Origin of the sequence: Kitasatospora sp. GP82 (assembly GCF_029892105.1) — a bacterium.
Lineage (GTDB): Bacteria > Actinomycetota > Actinomycetes > Streptomycetales > Streptomycetaceae > Kitasatospora.
The window spans coordinates 88821-105612 of the sequence record NZ_JARZAJ010000003.1 but is presented as its reverse complement, the minus strand read 5'-3'; the positions used below and the strand labels follow the sequence as shown (position 1 = coordinate 105612).

The following is a 16792-nucleotide window of genomic DNA, read 5'->3' as shown; positions in this document are numbered from 1 at the left end:
AGACCGAGAGAAGGAGAAAACCGTGAAGTTCGCTGACGTACTCGGTCGATTCGCGCAGGTGGGTGAGGAGTCCGACGGTGGGTACTCGGCGCTGTGCCCCGCACACGCCGACTCCCGCCCGTCCCTTCGTATTTGGCGCGGGGATGACAACAAGGTCCGGATCACGTGCCGTGCCGGTTGCTCAACTGAGAGCGTAGTCAAGGCCGTTGGCCTCACGTGGTCTGCGCTGTTCGATGCCACCGGGGAGGGGCTGACCGTGCCGAAGGAGCGTCCCGCGCTGGTCGGCCCCGGGCCGGTGGCCGCGCTGGCCATGTACGTGGACCAGACCAGCGCCGCTCTGTGGGACTTCTCAGACCCGGATTCGCAGGAAGCCCGGACCTACCTGGAAGACCGCTTCGGCCTGGACGCCGACTTGACCACTGAGTTGGGTCTCGGATACTCCGGCACGGTGGGCATGGCGTACCTAACTCGGGCGTTCACCCTGTACCCGCGCCTTACGGTCCCTCTGCGGGACTTCAAGGGCGTGGCGCGTGGCCTCCAGGGCCGTGACCTCTCAGGCCACTGCACCGGCCGGTGGGTTGGCCTGCGTAACCCGGAGGGCCAGCGCTGGAGTGCCTACGGCGTGTTTCGCGGGCAGGGTGGCTACGGGGTCACCCTGGTTACCGAAGGGCCCGGGGATGCGCTCACAGCGGTTTCTGTGGGGTACGACGCCGTGGCCGTCCGGGGGGCCTCGCTGGCTGGCTCACCTGAGCTGGTGGCCGAGCTGGCCGCTGGCCTCAAGGGGTCGCAAGTCATCGTGGCCGGAGACAATGACACGGCGGGCCAGAGCTTCACTCGGCGTCTGGCTGATGGCCTAGCAGAGCACGGGATCGACGTGTACACCCTGGCCATCCCGACGGCCGGTGATGACCTCACGGACTGGCGCAGGCGCGACCCTGCCGCCTTCCCTGCCAAGCTGCACGCGGCCGTCAAGGCTGCACGGCCCGTCCAGCAGCAGCACGAAGCGCAGGCCGCCGCACTGGCCGCCGACTTGGACGACCGTACCGGCGCTGACGTGGTCAGCAGCGCGCAGGGGCGCGAGGCCGCTCGTGTGCTGGCTGGTCTGGTCGGGCGGTATGGCGAGTCGGACGCGATGAACGCTCACGCGCTGGTCGCGTGGGCGGACGGGCGTATCAAGTACGCACCGGGACTTGGCTTTTACGTGTGGAACGGCCTTGTCTGGGAGCGCTCAGAGGTCAAGGTCCGGCAGGAGATCCACCGCATGGGGGCCGCGCTGGTCCTGGTCGGCGACACCCAAAAGGCCCGTGGCTTCACCATGACCACGCGCATTGACGCGCTGATGACCGAACTTCGGTCCGTGCCAACGGTCCACGTGGACGCGTCCGACTTTGACGACCGGCCCGACCTACTCAGCTTCCGCAACGGAACCGTGGACCTACGCACCGGCCAGCTTCGGCCACACGACAAGCGCGACATGCTGACGTACTGCCTGGACCTGAATTTCCGGGAGGACGCCGAGTGTCCGCGCTGGGATAGCTTCCTCCGGGAGATCTTCCCTGAGAACCCGGACCTCCCGGGGTACATGCAACGGCTGATCGGCTACGGAATCACCGGGCACACCAGCGAGCAGTGTTTCGCTGTGCTGTGGGGAAAGGGTGCCAACGGCAAGAGCGTTCTCACGGACACGCTTACGGCGGTCTTCCGCAACGTGAGCAAGACAACCCCGTTCGCCACCTTCGAAGAGAAATCGTCCGGCGGCATCCCCAACGACGTTGCAGCGTTGCGCGGTTCGCGTCTCGTCATGGCATCCGAGGGCGAGTCAGGTAAGCCCATGTCCGAGGCGGTACTTAAGCGGGTGACCGGCAAAGACATGATCGCTGCCCGCTTCCTTCGGCAAGAGTTCTTCGAGTTCAAGCCGACGTTTCTCCTCATGTTGGCTACCAATCACAAGCCGAAGTTTCGCGGCCAGGATGAGGGGCTGTGGCGTCGCGTCAAGATGATTCCGTTTCAGCGGTACTTCGCTCCGAACGAGCGGGATTACGGCTTGGACCGGAAGCTTCTCGCCGAGGCCGAGGGCATCGCCGCGTGGGCCGTCCGTGGGGCCGTCCAGTGGCGCGCTGACGGGCTGGGAGACCCGGAGGTCATCACCAGTGCCAGCAAGGAGTATCGAGAGACCTCGGACGCACTGGCGGGCTTCCTGCCGGGAACGCTGGAGCGCTGCGACGGAAACCAAATGAGTGGGGCTGACGCTTTCAACAAGTACCTGGAGTGGTGCGAGGCAGAGAACTTGCCCTCTAGGGAGCGATGGACGCGCCGCACCTTCTATGACGCCATGGAGGAGCGCGGGATCACGCGCAAGAAGACCATGCACGGCATTGCACTGATCGGCGTACGCGACGCGAGCAAGAGTCCTGCGGCTGCCGCTGGCCCGGGGATCTTCACTAGCTGAGTAGCAGCAACTAACAGAGGCACTGCCCGAATTCGGGCGGTGCCTCTCTGTGTAGGGAGAGGCAATGCAGCGATACACACACCACGTAGCAGGCGAGTTGGTCACGGTGTACGTGCCCGAGGACCGGACCGACCTGGACGTGTTCCTTGAATGGGCCCGCGCTTCCGCCATGGCCGGTCCGCTGGCGCTCGACACCGAGACCACGGGCCTGGATATCTTCTCGCCCGGCTACCGCCTGCGGACGGTCCAGTTCGGCACTCGGGACACCGCGTACGTTATCCATTGGGAGCGCGGCGGGCACTTCCGCCAGGCCGCGCTAACCGTGCTTCGCAACGCGCACAAGTTCACCATCCACAACGCGCCGTTTGACTGGCTGGTGCTGGACACGCACGCGGGCATCACGCTGGAGGAGCTGGCCCCGAAGACCATAGACACGAAGATCCTCGCCGCGCTGGTGGACCCGCGCCAAGCGATGGAGGGCGGCATAGGGACCGGCCTTAAGCCTCTGTCCGGCTACTACATCGACCCGTCCGCCCCGGACACGCAAGGGGACCTTACGGCGGTCTTCCGGTCCATGGGTCTGACCAAGGCAACCGGGTGGGCCCGTATCCCGCTCGACCACCCAATCTACAATCTCTACGCGGGACTTGACGTTATTCTCGGCTCGCGCATCCTGCCCATTCTGGTGTCTGAGCTTGACCGCCTCGGGGTGCGTGACGCGCTCCGGCAGTACGAGCACGAGATAGCGCGCATCTGCGCTGTGATGCAGCGAACGGGCATGGTGCTGGACCCCGAGTACACACGCACCCTGGACGACGCGCTACGTACGGAGGCCGAGGAGTTCGCGGCCGTGGCCGCCCGGTACGGCGTGGAGAACATCAACGCCACCCGGCAGGTCTCCGAGGCGCTGCTAGGCATGGGGGAGACCCTGACCGAGCGGACCGCCAGCGGTGCCGTGAAGGTGGACAAGGCCGTTCTGTTGGCACTGGCCGATCGGAATATGCAGTGGGAACCACTCGGCTCCCGCACGCCAAACCCTCTGGCGGAGGCGGTAGTTCGAAGCAAGCGCGCGGGCAAGTGGCGCAGCGCGTACGCGTCCACCTTCCTGGACACCGTGGACGCCAACGGCCGTGTCCACCCGATGATTAACGCCCTCCAGGCCCGGACCGGGCGCATGTCCGTGACTGGCCCGGCACTCCAGACTCTCCCGTCATCGGACTTCATGATCCGGCGCTGCCTGCTGGCCGACGAGGGTCACGTCATGGTGTCTACGGACTTCGCGGCCGTGGAGATGCGCGTACTAGCCGCGCTGGCCGACGTGAAGCGCATGAAGGAAGCCATCTCGCGGGGCATCGACCTTCACGACTTCACGGCGGGGCTGGTCTACGGGGAGGGCTTCACCAAGAAGCACCGAAAGATCTGTAAGGGCGTTGGCTTCGGCACGGTCTACGGTGGCGGACCGGTCACCATCGCTCGGCAGACTGGCGCGCCGGAGGACGACGTTCGGTACGCGCAGGGCCGATACCACCGCGTGTACCCGGAGATCAAGCGAACGGCGTCCCGCTGGCAGCGCGAGGCGTTCGCGGACGGCATGGTCACCGTGTCCATCACTGGCCGACGGCTCCCGCTCGACCGAGACCGCACGTATGCCGTGGTGAACTACCAGGTTCAGAGTGCAGCGCGTGACTGCCTCGGGCAAGCCATGCTTCACATGGAGGAGTCGGGTCTTCTGCCCTACCTCCGGCTCCCGATTCACGATGAAGTTTTGGCGTCAGTTCCGGCCGGTGAGGCCGAGGAGCTAGCCCGTGAGATTGAGAAGTGCATGACGTTCGACCTGATGGGCGTCCCCATCGCTGCCGAAGCGGAGATCGGGGGACGCTCTTGGGGCTCTCTATATGGGGCCGACTACTGACCGTGCAGGTGGTCCACCACTCTCCGTGTGCGGGTGGGCCACCGCCCGAATTCGGGCGGTGAAGAGTTGGCAAAGAGTGGACGCGTGCGTTCCGCGTGGGCGCGCTCGGTCTACGCGTGTGTAGACGGATGGTTTCGAAGGTTGCAGGACGGCCGACGCCTTAGACCTCAAGGCGGAGGCCGGCCTCGGCCTTCAAGTCACCTGTTGATCTACCTGTTATCTGACGAAGTGTCAGGGAAATACAAGATTGAACTTGTCAGTGGGGAGGCATATGTTCGACGACGCAGCAACACACACAGCCGTCACATGTGTGACTGTCAGTGGTGGGGTGTACGTTCGGCATGCGCGGGGGGCCTCCATGGGAAGCCCGTCCAGGGCAGGAATTCCTCCCACCCCTTAGGGGGTAGGAACCAAGAAGGGGAGCATTTCCATGGTGGCTTACCGCAACATCGCTGACCTGCCCTTTGAGACCATCGTGGCCGCCAAGGCCAGCGACCTGGACGCCGTGTCGGAAGTCATCGCGGCGACGGAGTTTCACATCAGCTTCCGCGCTGGCCAGCACGCCACGATCAATGGCCGCTACGACGCCGAGCTTGCCGAAGACCTCGCGCAGGTTGGACGCGTCGCGGTCTGGACCAATCTTGCCAACTTCGAAGGCACCACGTCCGTTGAGTTCTCCGGCTACATGGACCGTCACATTGACCGGGCCATGGCTCGGGAGCGTCGCCAGGAGACTGCCGTAGGCGTCTCGCACGAGATCGCCCGCCGCTTCGAAGATGCGCTCACCAAGGCTGGTGGCGACCAGTTCGAAGCCGAGCGCATCGCCGCTGACAAGACCATCAGCGGTAAGTACGCGATGACCCCGCAGACCGCCTACGCCGCGCGGCTGGCCTGGCGTGGCTCCGTCTCCCTGGACGCACCGGTTGGCGAGGACGGGAGCAGCCTCGGGGACCTGATCGCCAGCGAGATGGGCATACCGGGGGACATGGTGACCTCCCGGGACGTGGAGAACTACAAGCGCGCAGAGACCAAGAAGGCCGTTCACGCAACGCTCGACAAGCTCTCGGACCGCATGGCCGGTGTCCTCAAGCGTGACTACGGCTTCTCGGGCGTGCAGTCCTACGGCGACGTTATCGGGGCCGACGATGCCGACATGGCCGCCGACATGGGCCTGACCCCCTACCAGGTCCAGCAGGCGCGCACCAAGGGCAAGGATCGCTTCCGGAATCTGTACGTCGTCGGTGCCTTCGGCGACATGGGGACTGCGTGACAGACATACACACCACAATGGCGCTGTACTACCGCAATCGCCGTACACCGCCCGCGAATTACTCGCGTAGATCAATACTCTCTCGCTGGCCCGGATGCGCTTACTGCACCGGGCCGGTTGAGGTTCTGGACCACGTCCACCCGATTTCAAAGGGTGGGGCCGACGCGGAACACAACATCGTCGGATGCTGCACCGCTTGCAACTCCGCCAAGTCTGCACTCACCCTCGCTGAGTGGGCACTCATCCCATAGGGGGACCAATGCGCTACACCACCGCCGATGGCAGCACTGTGACCGTTACCCCGATCTCCAGCTGCCTGATTGACGTTCACGTGCAGAACGCTGCCGGTGAGTCCGTCGCAACCGTCCGCAGGCCGCGTGTCGAGATCATGACCATTCTTCGGGCTGGCCAGAGCCTCGGTAACGTCACCCGCTGACTCACCCCCAAGGTGTAGGACCACTGCCCAAATTCGGGCGGTGGTCCTTTCTTGTGACCGAAGGAGAGATATGGACCGAGAGACGCATTACGGCGTGGTCTTCACGGATGGCCGGGCCGCTCCGACTCAAGACCCCAAGGGCCGACCTACCATCCTGGTGTCCGGCACCTACCACAACTACGGCTCATCCCAAACCAACACCATCCACCTTAACTACAAGGCGGCGCAGGAACTGTACCGCCAGCTAGGAGAGATCCTGTGATCAGACTCCGCCGTTTCGCGTTGGCCGTCGTGGCCATGCTGCTGGTCATCATCGGCGTAGACGCGTGTGACCCGGGCCCCAAGTGTCTGGACTACGAGACCGCCACGGCGTACCACTTCGACGCCAAGGGGCGTATGTCCACGTCAGTCATGGTCTACTGCGCGAAGTACGAAAACACGCCCTCCAGGTAGTTGCGCGTGGGCGCGCGGACTGCTTTAGTTGTCTCAGTGCCGGATGGACCGGCCGAGGGAGAGGGAGAGACTAATGAAGGCAGCAACGCAGCAGGACACTTGGGACGCCATCTTCGGCTCGGGCTGCACCGGTTACAGCTGGTGGCGGGGGGTCGCCGCTTCGTTCGACATGCGGGAGGATGCGCCCGAGGGCTGGTCCGCCGTGGTGAGGGTGGACAACCCCGACGGCCCCGGCGTGCTGGAGTTCACTGTTACGCACAAGGACCTCATGCGCGCCGCTCGTAAGATCGCCAGCGGCAAGACCGAGTGGCCGCAGTATCAGGGCCCCGGCAAGGAAACCGTCCGTGAGGCGCGGAACCTGGTCTTCAACGTGGATGATGCGGACCTGGACGCCGACAGCGCGGACCAGGTTCCCCAGGTGGCCACGCTCGGCCGCGTGATCTACGGCTGACAAGTCGAAACGCTCTCCGGGCCAACCGGCTCGGAGAGCGTCTGACCGGGGATCGCCTCCCGGCACTGATGAGACAGGCGACAGGGGAGAGGGAACGGCCATGCCCATCACGATGGACCCGCAGACGGACGCCGAAGCCCTGGACGTGTTCCACGCCTTTCGGGACCACACCAGTTGCCCGGACTGTCGTGGTGGCTACTGCGACGAGTACCGCGCGCTGGCTGGCTCCATGAAGTCGGCTGCCGATCGGGGACTGTCACCTTACGTCGTCCGCATGGATAACGGTGTCCTTCGTGGTGCATGGGACCAGGTAACGGCCGACAGCTTTGTCCGTCGGTTCGGTGGTGATATTGTCAAGGCACCTTCGATTGCAAGGAGAAGCGGCATGCTGGAGCACAGGGAAGTCATTGCTGCCGGTGGTGTAGACAACGCATGGATCAGCATTGAGGACGGGGAGGGCTGGCTGAACATCCGCGTGTACACCGAGAGTGCAGTTTGCAAGGTGTACCGCTTCCGGGCGGATGACGCGCGCTGGCTCCGGGCTTGCGTCGTCACTGCAATGGCCCCGGTCATGCGTGAGCTGGAGGCCCGGGAGGACCGCGAGGCCCGAGAGAAGGACCGGGAGGACCGGAACAGCTAGGCAGGCCGCAGCCAGGACCACCGCCCGAATTCGGGCGGTGGTTTTTGGTTTCAGGGGTTGTGCGCGAACGCGCGCACTGCGTAGAGTCTTCGACGTCAGCCAAAACAGCGAACGGAGCAAGCCGTGAACGACTTCCGCGAGACCATCCTCACCCTGTCTGGTGAGCGCATCGTGATCCGCACCGAGCGCACCGGCCGCATGACCGTTGCCAAGCTGGAGGCGGACCACACCAAGGCAGTCAAGGCACGCGTTGCCGTATGGCGGGCGAGCGTGGGCAAGCCGAAGGCATTCCCGAACCACTCCCGCGACATTTACCAGTACGACACCATCCGCAAGCCGTTCCCGGCCGTCCGTTACACCAGCGTTGACCCTGACGCGCTGGTGGCCGACTGGGCGGACGTTGAGCACAAGTACATCGACCCGAACGCACCCGTGGTTGAGCCTGCGCCCGTCGTCGCGCACGTTCAGACCGGCGCTGGCTTCCTGGCTTCTCTCTTGGCCAACGTCGCAGCCTAAGCCCCAAGAAGACCACTGCCCGAATTCGGGCGGTGGTCTTCTCTTTTGCCCTCAATCTACTTAGTTAGCGAAACTAAATAGTCCAAGTTGTCACTTGCATGACGTATCGTGCGCGTCGTACGTATAACTGACCGTTTGAGGAGTGGTAAGGCCGTGCACTGCTACGAGCGCCCAACGGTGCAACTGGCGCTTGAAGTGCCGCGTGAGCGTGGGGTGGGGGACTGGGAGTGGTCGCCGTGCCAGGTGGTCAAACCAGTGGAGGAGTACGCATACACCGGCCAGGAGATATGTCGGTTGCTGCTGGTCTACGGGGGGCTGATAGCCGACTCGGCCAACGCTGCGGACCCGGTGGACTACCCGCAGATACGGCTCATGGCGCGGGGCCTGTACACGGGCCGGACGCTCGGCAGCCTGTACTTCGAGCGCGACGCGGTCACGGGCCTGTACGCGCCGGTAGGTGACCCCATGGTTGCCCTGCCGCCCATGTACACGTGGCCGGACGAAGTGATCCGGGGCTGGGCCGTGATGACCGGCCGGACCGGGGGCAAGCCGTGCGGCTCGTGCCCGTCCCGAGGCCCTGAGCGGCCGTCTGACGCCTGCCGACCAGTACCCCCGGGCCCTCGGTCCGGCGAGGCCGCCAGAGGCCGCCAGGGGGCCGCGTAGGACTTCGGCAAGGGGGCGCACGACCGGCGGTAGCGCGGAGCGCCCGCTCTCGCCCTGACGGGTGATCAACTTACGTACTGCGTGGACCAATGGCTTGAACGGGTCTACGCTGGGTCTCCCAATCGGTGCCGTGAGTGATCACTCACGCGACGAGAGCGGAAAAACTCCAAATGACCCAAGCGGACCGTACGCAGCTGCCAGCTGCGGGACGGGGAAGGCCGCTTGACTCGCCCACTGCGGGCGGTCGAGCGGGTTCCCCGGAGGAAAGAAACCCGAAACGATCGCCCGTTTCTGTTGGGCGGCCCAAGAGCGAGCGCGCGAGCCAGGCCGACATGGACGCCATGCGGGCCGACTACCTCAAGGGTGAGACGGAGCGGCGCGCCAAGGGCTACCGCTACGTGTGTTCTGGCTGCCCCTCGCATGCGGGGGAGGTGCGTAGTCATGGCGTCGCCTGAAACTACCGCCACGGAGAACAACCCCCCTGGTGTGCCGGGGAACGGCTGCCCGTCCTGCGCTGGCTTCGACGCCGTGGCCGCGCAGTACCCGGAGAACCGGACGATCCTCAACATGGTCTCCAAGTGGCGCGCCCAGCACGCCGATTGGGACGAGTGCACCAACCCGCGCGGGGGTACCAGTGGCTGATTTCCGGCCCGAGCTGACGCCCGCTGAGCTGCCGGGCGTTGAGGCCCTGCAACGCCGAACCATGATCCTTCGATCCGAGCTGCGCCAAAGGCGCGGAAGGGTGCTGAACGTGCCGCACAACCCCCACCGAGCGCAGTCCGGCATGTTCGACAGCCACGGGGACGGGCACCCGCCCCGGTCGGCCTACCTGCCCGCGCACACGGGCTGTGAGCCGGTCTCTGAGCCCCTGGGGGACGACGTGGCGGCCGACAACACCACGGACGCTGAGGAGGTGGCGGAGTGACCGTCAGGCAGCAATTTCGCTTCCGGGCGTACCACGTCAAGCACAACCCGGAGACGGCCCCGGTCGGCATCGCCCGGTGCACCGATGGTGAGGGGCTGTGCATGTGGAGCACCGACGGCGCTCCGGCGAGCATGGACGACCTGACTAAGGCTGTCTCTGCGCACACCGCAGAGTCGGGCCACACGGCCTTTCTGCGGACCGTCACGGACGCTGTGACCGTGGTACCCGGCAAGTGGGACGGCGAGTAGCTGTCCGCCCCTGAACGGCCCCGTCCATGCGTTGCCCCCGTGGCGCATGGGCGGGGCTTTCACGTGGGATGCTCCCGGCATGAACCTTGAGCCCGGAACCGTTGTCAGGTGGCATTTCCGCTTTGGCGGTCAGACAAGCGTGGTGGTCCCCCTGCGGGTCGTTAAGGAGACCGCAGAGGGTCTTTACCTCTGGGTGGCTGGTAACTCGCCAGCGTGGCGCGCAGAGCTTCCCAAGGGGGCGCACCTGCGGGACATAGACCCTGCCGACCGGCCGACCGGTGGCTACCCGTTGAAGCCAGGGACTTGGTTCCCCGATAGCGCGCTGATCTACCAACCGCACGGAGTTGGGGGAGTGGGCCACGCCGTGTGGTGGCGGTTCGACCTAGAGCACCGATTCACGGGGTGGTACGTGAACCTTGAGCACCGGTCCCGAATCGGCGCAGATATCCACGTGACCGACCTTGAGCTAGATCTGACGGTCCGACCGGATGGGGGGTGGGAGTGGAAGGACGAAGCGTCATTCATTGCCAAGATCGGCCACCCTGCCTATTGGACAGTCGAACAGGCTGCCGCAATCCGGGGGGAAGGTGAGCGGCTGGTCAAGCTCGCGACGGAGCGGGCTTTCCCGTTCGATGGAACGCACATCGAATTTCGGCCCCCGGCTGAATGGGCCGTGCCGAACCTGCCCGAACTCCCCGGGCCGGTCGATAGGTTGTCCGCATGACTGGCGACTGGGCGGACCGGCTGAGCGTGGCGTGGGACGGCGACAAGGCCACGGTAACCATGCTCCGTACCGACGGAGAGCCGGACGTAATCGGGGTGATCTACAGGGGTCCGGGCGGGGCGCTGGCCGTGAGTTCCACCCGCAGCCCTGGGCCGTGGGTGGTGACCTCTGAGGGGGCCGCGAAGGCACTCCTGTGGGGCTTCGTGCTCGGTGCGTCATGGGCCCTGTCGGACACGACGAAGCCCCGCGCACAGCAACGTGGGCGGGGCTTCGTGCAGCCCTAGTTGGGCTTAGTGATGACTACGATCGGGCGTCCTTGCAGGTCAGTGGCCATCTTGTGGGTGGGTACACTTCGCAGGTAACCTTTCAACTCGTTCCGGCCGTACTCGGCGAAGAGAGGGTTGTCCGGGTCCTGGGTGGCGCCCGGGGCGTGCTGGGCGCTCGGGAAGTCGAGCGGCTTGATGTGGGCGTCGAGGCGGGGGTTGTAGAAGAACGGCACGGAGAACCGCTCGCGGGCCCCGGGCGGGCTGACCACGCGGTGGCTGGTGGCCTTCAGGTAGCCGTCGGTGGCGACTTCGAGCAGCTCGCCGAGGTTGACCACGAAGGCGCCGGGCATCGGCGGCACCTCCAAGTAGGAGCCGTCCGGGCGCTCCACCTGGAGTCCGCCGACCTGGTCCTGGAGCAGCAGCGTGATGAACCCGTAGTCCTTGTGCGAGCCGACGCCCTGCCCGGCACCGTCCGGTGCGGTGCCCGGGTAGCGGACCAGCTTCAGGCGCAGGTGCGGGTGTCCGGCGAAGGCGTAGTCGTAGAAGTCCGGCTCGGCGCCGATCGCGGCGAGGAGTTCGTGCAGCAGTCGCTCGGCCACGGTGCCCAGCCGGTCGATCCAGCCGAGTGCGGCGGTGCGCAGTTCGGGCAGCACCTCGGGCCACTGGTTGGGGCCTTCCAGCCACCAGTAGGGCGGTTCGCCCGGGTCCGGGATGTGCGGGGGCAGCTCGGCGCCGATGTCCAGCTGGTCGCGCCAGTCCTGGCTGCCGCCGGTGAGCTCGTCGCCGGTGCGGGTGTAGCCGCGGAAGTGCGGGGAGTTGAGGTTGCTCACGGAGAGCCGGTCGGCCTCGGGGAGCGCGAAGAAGGCCCGCATGGCGTCGGTGAGGGAGGCCGTCTCGGCCGGGGTTATGCCGTGGCCGGTGAGCTGGAAGAAGCCGACGTCCGTGGCGGCCGTGCGCAGGGCGCTGTGGAGGCGGGCGCGGTTCTCGCCGCCGCCGTCGGCGAGCGACAGGTCGATCACGGGGAGGGCGGTGAGGGTGCTGGGGGTGTTCGGGTGCGACTGCTGCGTCATGGATGACATCCGCTGAGGTCGGTGCCCCGGCTGGGTCCGGCGGTCGCCGGAATGCTGGCTGCCGCGCGCGCATGGGTGGGGGCGGTGCAGCTGTGCCGAGGGCGGGTGGTGCCCGCAAGGGCGAGGAGGGAATGAGGTCAGCTGGAGCGTCGACAGGACATGCTCGTGACGCGGAGCAGGTCCACGTGGCGACGGCTGACGAGAATAAGCACGTCACCAGGTTAGATGACCGCGTGGGCGGCGGTCGAACACGTTGCGGTAACCGTTCCCGGCGCACGGTCGCTCGTGGCGGTGTCACTACTGGACGTCCTGGGCCGCCAGCTCGCGCAGTTCGGTCTTGCGGACCTTGCCGCTCACCGTCATCGGGAACGCCTCCACCACCCGCACGTGGCGCGGCGTCTTGTAGTGCGCCAACCGTCCGTGGCAGTACGTGGCCACGTCCTCGGCGCAGAGCCTGCCGGCCGGGTCGTGCAGGACGACGAAGGCGAAGATCTCCTCCCCGTACCGGCCGTCCGGCACCCCGACCACCTGGACGTCCGCGATCGCCGGGTGGGTGTGCAGGAACTCCTCGATCTCGCGCGGGTAGACGTTCTCCCCGCCACGGATGATCATGTCCTTGATCCGCCCGACCACGGACAGGTACCCGTCCTCGCGCATGGTCGCGAGGTCGCCCGTGTGCATCCAGCCCTCGCGGTCGACCGCCTCGGCCGTCCGCTCGGGCTCGTCCCAGTAGCCGAGCATCACCGAGTACCCCCGGGTGCACAGCTCGCCGGGCTCGCCGCGCGGCACCGGCTCCCCGCTCACCGGGTCCGCGACCTTGACCTCCACGTGCGGCACCACCCGGCCCACCGTCTCCGTCCGGTGCGCCAGGTCGTCCTCCCGGCGGGTGAGGGTTGAGACCGGCGAGGTCTCGGTCATCCCGTACGCGATGGCCACCTCGGCCATGTGCATGTCCGACTGGACCCGCTTCATCACCTCGACCGGGCACGGTGAGCCGCCCATCAGGCCGGTGCGCAGCGAGGAGAGGTCGTACGAGTCGAAGTCCGGCAGGCCGAGCTCGGCGATGAACATGGTCGGTACCCCGTACAGCGAGGTGGCCCGTTCGGCGGCGACCGCGCGCAGCGCGGCGGCCGGGTCGAAGCCGAGCGAGGGGATCACCACGCAGGCGGCGTGGCTGAGTGCCGCCAGATTGCCGAGCACCATGCCGAAGCAGTGGTAGAAGGGCACCGGCACGCAGATGCGGTCCTGCTCGGTGTAGCCGAGCAACTCGCCCACGGTATGGGCGTTGTTGAGGATGTTGCGGTGCGAGAGGGTGGCTCCCTTGGGGAAGCCGGTGGTGCCGGAGGTGTACTGGATGTTGATCGGCTCGTCGCAGTGAAGCCCGGGGAGATCGAGAGGGCCGTCGGGGCTCTCCCCGGCAGCCGACCGCTGCCACGCCGGGTCGCCGATCCAGAGCGTCTCGCGCAGGGCGGGACAGCCGTCCTCGGCCTCGGCGGCCATCGTTCGGTAGTCGCTGCTGCGGTACTCGGGCTGTGCGACCAGCAGGCTGACACCGGAGTGGTTCAGCGCGTAGGCCAACTCATGACTGCGGTACGCCGGGTTGATGTTCACCAGGATCGCCCCGAGCCGGGCGGTGGCGTACTGCACCAGTACCCACTCCGGGCAGTTGAGCGCCCAGATGCCCACCCGGTCGCCCTTGGCCACGCCGTGCGCCGCCAGAGTGCCGGCCAACCGGTCGACGTCCCTCGCCAGTTCGGCATACGTCCACCGCCGGCCACTCGGCACGTCCACCAGTGCCTCCCGGTCGGGGAAGGCGGTGACCACCTGGTCGAGGCGCTCGCCGATCGTGCAGGACAGCAGCGGGATCCGGGTGCTGCCACGGGTGAAGGACGCCTGCTCGGTCACCGTTGACCTCCGGCTCTGGGCGGGTGGGCGTTGGCGTACTGCGCTGTCGTGCTGTGTCCAGCTGTCGTGCCGTGTCCTGTGCGGTGTTGCTCTGTGTTGCGCCGCGTTGCTCTGTGCTGCGGGTGTGCCCGACCAGGCTTGGTCAACAACGGCGGATTCGTCAAGACACCTCGCCCCGTCGGTGTCGCCGGCGCTCGGCCGTCGCCGATGGTTCCCGGCCGGTCACCAACGGTGTCGGGCGGTGGAATGGGTGGAATCGGGGTGAAATAGCCCGGTCCTGGCTCTTGACCTGCGCCGAATACGGAGGAAACTGGTCATTACACCGGAATACCGGACAGAGCCACGAAGTTCGATGGAGACGTCTGTCGAGTGGAGTGACCATCCAGGCTCTGGCTAAGCCCCCGGCACGTTCGCCCGACACCGGAACACTCGGCGACGACTGAGGTTCACGGATCGAGAACGGGACTACCGGGGACTGTCATGTCCGGACGCTGCACCCTGCGCGGCCGTGTCGGTGGTGTCGATGTCGAGGGTGCTCGTGCCGTGCGGGAAGGGGCAGCCGCCACCCCCGCTCTCCTCGAAAGTACCCAGCTCGCTGATCCGGTAGCCGTTCGGGTAGCACCTGACCTGGCGGCCGTCGCGGGCGAGCCAGGGCTTGCGGCGCGGCGGCAGCAGTCGGACGACTCGCCCGCGCATCCGCATCCCGGCCCGAACCGCCTTCTGCAGCAGCGCGGGTGGCCTGGGGTAGCCGAAGGCCTCGCGCAGCGGGTCGTCCAGCAGGCAGATCGAGGATGTGCGCATCGCCTTGCCCAGCGGCTTCGGATACCAGCCGGCGGTCAGGTCGAGAGTGGCGTCGGAGACGTCCCGGCCGCCCTGGTCGAAGGAGAAGTTGGCCCGTTCGTAGTCGTCCAGCAGCCGCTCGAACTCCTCGTACGTCTCCGGGACGTCCTTGAGGCCCATATGGCGGCCGAGTCGGCGGTAGTAGTTGACGGAGGCCCGCACCTCGTGCGGCGAGTAGGGCCGCCAGCCGTACTCGTCCAGCCAGCGCTTGGGCACCACCACGAAGGTGGAGAGCACGTAGACGTAGTCCTCGTTGGAGATGTCGTAGCGCCGGTGCATCTGGTTCATCCGGCGGATCGCCTCGCGGCCCGGCGCGGACTCGAAGCCGTGCTCGACCACCGCCTCCAGGATCAACACCGTGTCGTCGTAACGCTTCTGCGTTCGCTCGGTGAACTCACCGGTCTTTGCGAGCAGTTGGCCGATGCTCGGCACGGCATACGTACGGTAGAGGGCGAAGCCGAGCGACTGGTTGGTGTCCCAGGGGAACTCGTACTGGCTGCTGATCCGGTAGATCTCGGTGAAGTCGGTCTCGGGGTCGAGCTGCTGAATCCGGTCCAACCACGCGTGACGCTTCATCGGGATCCTTCGGCGGCCGGGCCGGCTGGCAGCCCGGTGTTACTGAACGGTCACCCGGACTCTACGGCCTGACGGGATGTCGGCGCGAGCAGTAGTTCGGATCAGTGGCGGCGGGGTTCGCCCCGGTAGGTGCCGAAGGACCAGTGGTTGCCCTCGGGGTCGCGGACGGTGAAGTCGCGGGAGCCGTAGTCGGTGTCGTGCGGCGCGGAGAGGACCTCGGCCCCGGCGGCGACCGCGCGGGCGAACAGGGCGTCCGGCTGGTCGGTGACCACGTATGCGCCGAAGGTGCCGGGGCGCAGCGGCCAGGGATCCTCGGTGTCGTCCTGTTCGCGTGCCGAGCCGAGCATGATCCCGCCGCCGGGTGGCCAGGAGAGCTGGGCGTGGTGGACGTGGATGTCGTCGGCGTAGACGACGGTCTCCTCGAAGCCGAAGGCGTCGACCAGGAAGCGGATGAGCGCGCGGGCGTCGTGGGCGCGCAGGCTGGGCCAGACCTGGGGCGGTGGGGGTGGCGGGGGCGGCGGGGGAGTCTTGGGCATGCCGGTCAGGGTAGGGGAGACCGGGGCCTGGCGGGGTGTCGGCGTCCCGGAGTGTTCGAATATATCGACCGAGTGCGGAGTGTGATCGAACGATTTCGTAATTCGGCATCTCTGCAGGTCAGAGATTTTCTGTTACTCCATCAGATAACCGGACTTGAATATCTATGAACATATGTTCGATCCTGAAGTGTGCCAACTTTCGATTCCGAGCTCCTCCGCCCGGCCGCCCTCGCGACGGCCGAGGGAGAACTGCTGCCCGTCCTCCCGGCGCTGGCGCCGCTCCTGCCCGGCGGCGGGTTGCGGCGCGGCGCGGCGGTGTCGGTGCAGAGCGACACCGGTCTGCTGCTGGCCCTGGCCGCCGGTGCGGCGGCGGTGGAGGGCATCTGGTCGGCGGCCGTGGGACTGCCCGACCTCGGGCTGGCGGCCGCCGCCGGATACGGGTTCGACCTGCGTCGGCTGCTGCTCGTGGACGACCCCGGACCGCACTGGCCGGAGGTCGTCGCCGCCCTGGCCGGGGCGGTCGGGCTGATCCTGCTGCGCCCGGACGGCCCGGTGCCCGCGCAGCTGGCGGCCAGGCTCACGGCCGTGCTGCGGCGCGGCGGCTGTGCGCTGCTGGTGGCCGGACCCTGGCCGGGGGCCGGACTGCGGCTGCGGGTGAACTCCGCCCGCTGGTTCGGGCTCGGAGAGGGCTGCGGACAACTGCTGGGGCGGCAGGCCGAGGTCGCGGCGGAGGGCCGTGGGGCAGGCGCCCGCGTCCGCACGGCGCACCTGTGGCTGCCGGACGAGCACGGCACGGCACGGACGGTCGAACCTGCGGAGTCGGCCGGGGCCACGCCCGTTCGAACAGAGATCTGGGGGATCGGGGAATCTGCGGGGGTTTCGGTGGGTCCAGTGGCGTGAGTGGTACGGCGG

The 16792-nt window shown here is 66.9% G+C and carries 18 protein-coding genes and 1 other RNA gene; 15 read left to right on the top strand and 4 right to left on the bottom strand.

The features are described 5' to 3' along the window. Positions 1–22 precede the first annotated feature (22 nt). From P3T39_RS03790 to P3T39_RS03725, 14 genes are all read left to right on the top strand, one after another. Positions 23–2449: a phage/plasmid primase, P4 family gene (locus P3T39_RS03790; protein ID WP_280695850.1), complete on the top strand. Its 2427-nt coding sequence runs from the start codon at positions 23–25 to the stop codon at positions 2447–2449. A gap of 64 nt (positions 2450–2513) precedes the next feature. Continuing rightward, a complete protein-coding gene (locus P3T39_RS03785) occupies positions 2514–4361 on the top strand; it encodes a DNA polymerase (protein WP_280695849.1) in 1848 nt (615 codons plus the stop codon). A gap of 430 nt (positions 4362–4791) precedes the next feature. Further along, the gene (locus tag P3T39_RS03780) at positions 4792–5631 is read left to right on the top strand and encodes a sigma factor (protein WP_280695848.1); all 840 of its coding nucleotides are present in this window, start codon (positions 4792–4794) and stop codon (positions 5629–5631) included. Positions 5632–5890: 259 nt separating this feature from the next. Then, positions 5891–6067, top strand: coding sequence for a hypothetical protein (locus P3T39_RS03775; protein WP_280695847.1), 177 nt, complete (start codon positions 5891–5893; stop codon positions 6065–6067). Between the two features lie 70 nt (positions 6068–6137). Further along, the gene (locus P3T39_RS03770; protein WP_280695846.1) at positions 6138–6329 is read left to right on the top strand and encodes a hypothetical protein; all 192 of its coding nucleotides are present in this window, start codon (positions 6138–6140) and stop codon (positions 6327–6329) included. Beyond that, the gene (locus P3T39_RS03765) at positions 6326–6520 is read left to right on the top strand and encodes a hypothetical protein (protein ID WP_280695845.1); all 195 of its coding nucleotides are present in this window, start codon (positions 6326–6328) and stop codon (positions 6518–6520) included. Before P3T39_RS03770 ends, P3T39_RS03765 begins: the two co-directional genes overlap by 4 nt. A 73-nt stretch (positions 6521–6593) precedes the next feature. Continuing rightward, the gene (locus P3T39_RS03760) at positions 6594–6971 is read left to right on the top strand and encodes a hypothetical protein (RefSeq protein WP_280695844.1); all 378 of its coding nucleotides are present in this window, start codon (positions 6594–6596) and stop codon (positions 6969–6971) included. 2 nt (positions 6972–6973) lie between these two features. After that, an RNA gene (locus P3T39_RS03755) (hammerhead ribozyme type II) lies at positions 6974–7054 on the top strand. A 17-nt stretch (positions 7055–7071) separates the two neighbouring features. Beyond that, complete coding sequence (locus P3T39_RS03750; protein WP_280695843.1) at positions 7072–7611, top strand: hypothetical protein; 540 nt, start codon at positions 7072–7074, stop codon at positions 7609–7611. Positions 7612–7734: 123 nt separating this feature from the next. After that, positions 7735–8127, top strand: a complete 393-nt coding sequence (locus P3T39_RS03745) for a hypothetical protein (RefSeq protein ID WP_280695842.1) — start codon at positions 7735–7737, stop codon at positions 8125–8127. A 1104-nt stretch (positions 8128–9231) separates the two neighbouring features. Beyond that, on the top strand, positions 9232–9432 hold the full coding sequence (locus P3T39_RS03740) for a hypothetical protein (protein ID WP_280695841.1): 201 nt from the start codon (positions 9232–9234) through the stop codon (positions 9430–9432). A gap of 109 nt (positions 9433–9541) precedes the next feature. After that, positions 9542–9715 carry a hypothetical protein gene (locus P3T39_RS03735; protein ID WP_280695840.1) on the top strand — a complete coding sequence of 58 codons (174 nt, stop codon included), beginning with the start codon at positions 9542–9544 and terminating at the stop codon, positions 9713–9715. Then, on the top strand, positions 9712–9963 hold the full coding sequence (locus P3T39_RS03730) for a hypothetical protein (protein WP_280695839.1): 252 nt from the start codon (positions 9712–9714) through the stop codon (positions 9961–9963). The genes P3T39_RS03735 and P3T39_RS03730 overlap by 4 nt, the downstream gene beginning before the upstream one ends. Positions 9964–10042: 79 nt before the next feature. Next, entirely contained in the window at positions 10043–10687 is a 645-nt protein-coding gene (locus P3T39_RS03725) for a DUF402 domain-containing protein (RefSeq protein ID WP_280695838.1), read from the top strand. A 280-nt stretch (positions 10688–10967) separates the two neighbouring features. Here P3T39_RS03725 and P3T39_RS03720 read toward each other — a convergent pair whose 3' ends face one another. The 4 genes from P3T39_RS03720 to P3T39_RS03705 form a co-directional block, all read right to left on the bottom strand. Then, positions 10968–12023, bottom strand: coding sequence for a 2-oxoglutarate and iron-dependent oxygenase domain-containing protein (locus P3T39_RS03720; RefSeq protein WP_280695837.1), 1056 nt, complete (start codon positions 12021–12023; stop codon positions 10968–10970). 297 nt (positions 12024–12320) lie between these two features. Further along, positions 12321–13928 carry an AMP-binding protein gene (locus tag P3T39_RS03715; RefSeq protein ID WP_280695836.1) on the bottom strand — a complete coding sequence of 536 codons (1608 nt, stop codon included), beginning with the start codon at positions 13926–13928 and terminating at the stop codon, positions 12321–12323. Positions 13929–14393: 465 nt separating this feature from the next. Further along, the gene (locus P3T39_RS03710; RefSeq protein ID WP_280695835.1) at positions 14394–15344 is read right to left on the bottom strand and encodes an oxygenase MpaB family protein; all 951 of its coding nucleotides are present in this window, start codon (positions 15342–15344) and stop codon (positions 14394–14396) included. A 101-nt stretch (positions 15345–15445) separates the two neighbouring features. Then, the gene (locus tag P3T39_RS03705; protein WP_280695834.1) at positions 15446–15880 is read right to left on the bottom strand and encodes a VOC family protein; all 435 of its coding nucleotides are present in this window, start codon (positions 15878–15880) and stop codon (positions 15446–15448) included. Positions 15881–16069: 189 nt separating this feature from the next. Here P3T39_RS03705 and P3T39_RS03700 point away from each other — a divergent pair, with 189 nt between their 5' ends. Beyond that, positions 16070–16780 carry a hypothetical protein gene (locus P3T39_RS03700; RefSeq protein ID WP_280695833.1) on the top strand — a complete coding sequence of 237 codons (711 nt, stop codon included), beginning with the start codon at positions 16070–16072 and terminating at the stop codon, positions 16778–16780. Positions 16781–16792: the final 12 nt, after the last annotated feature.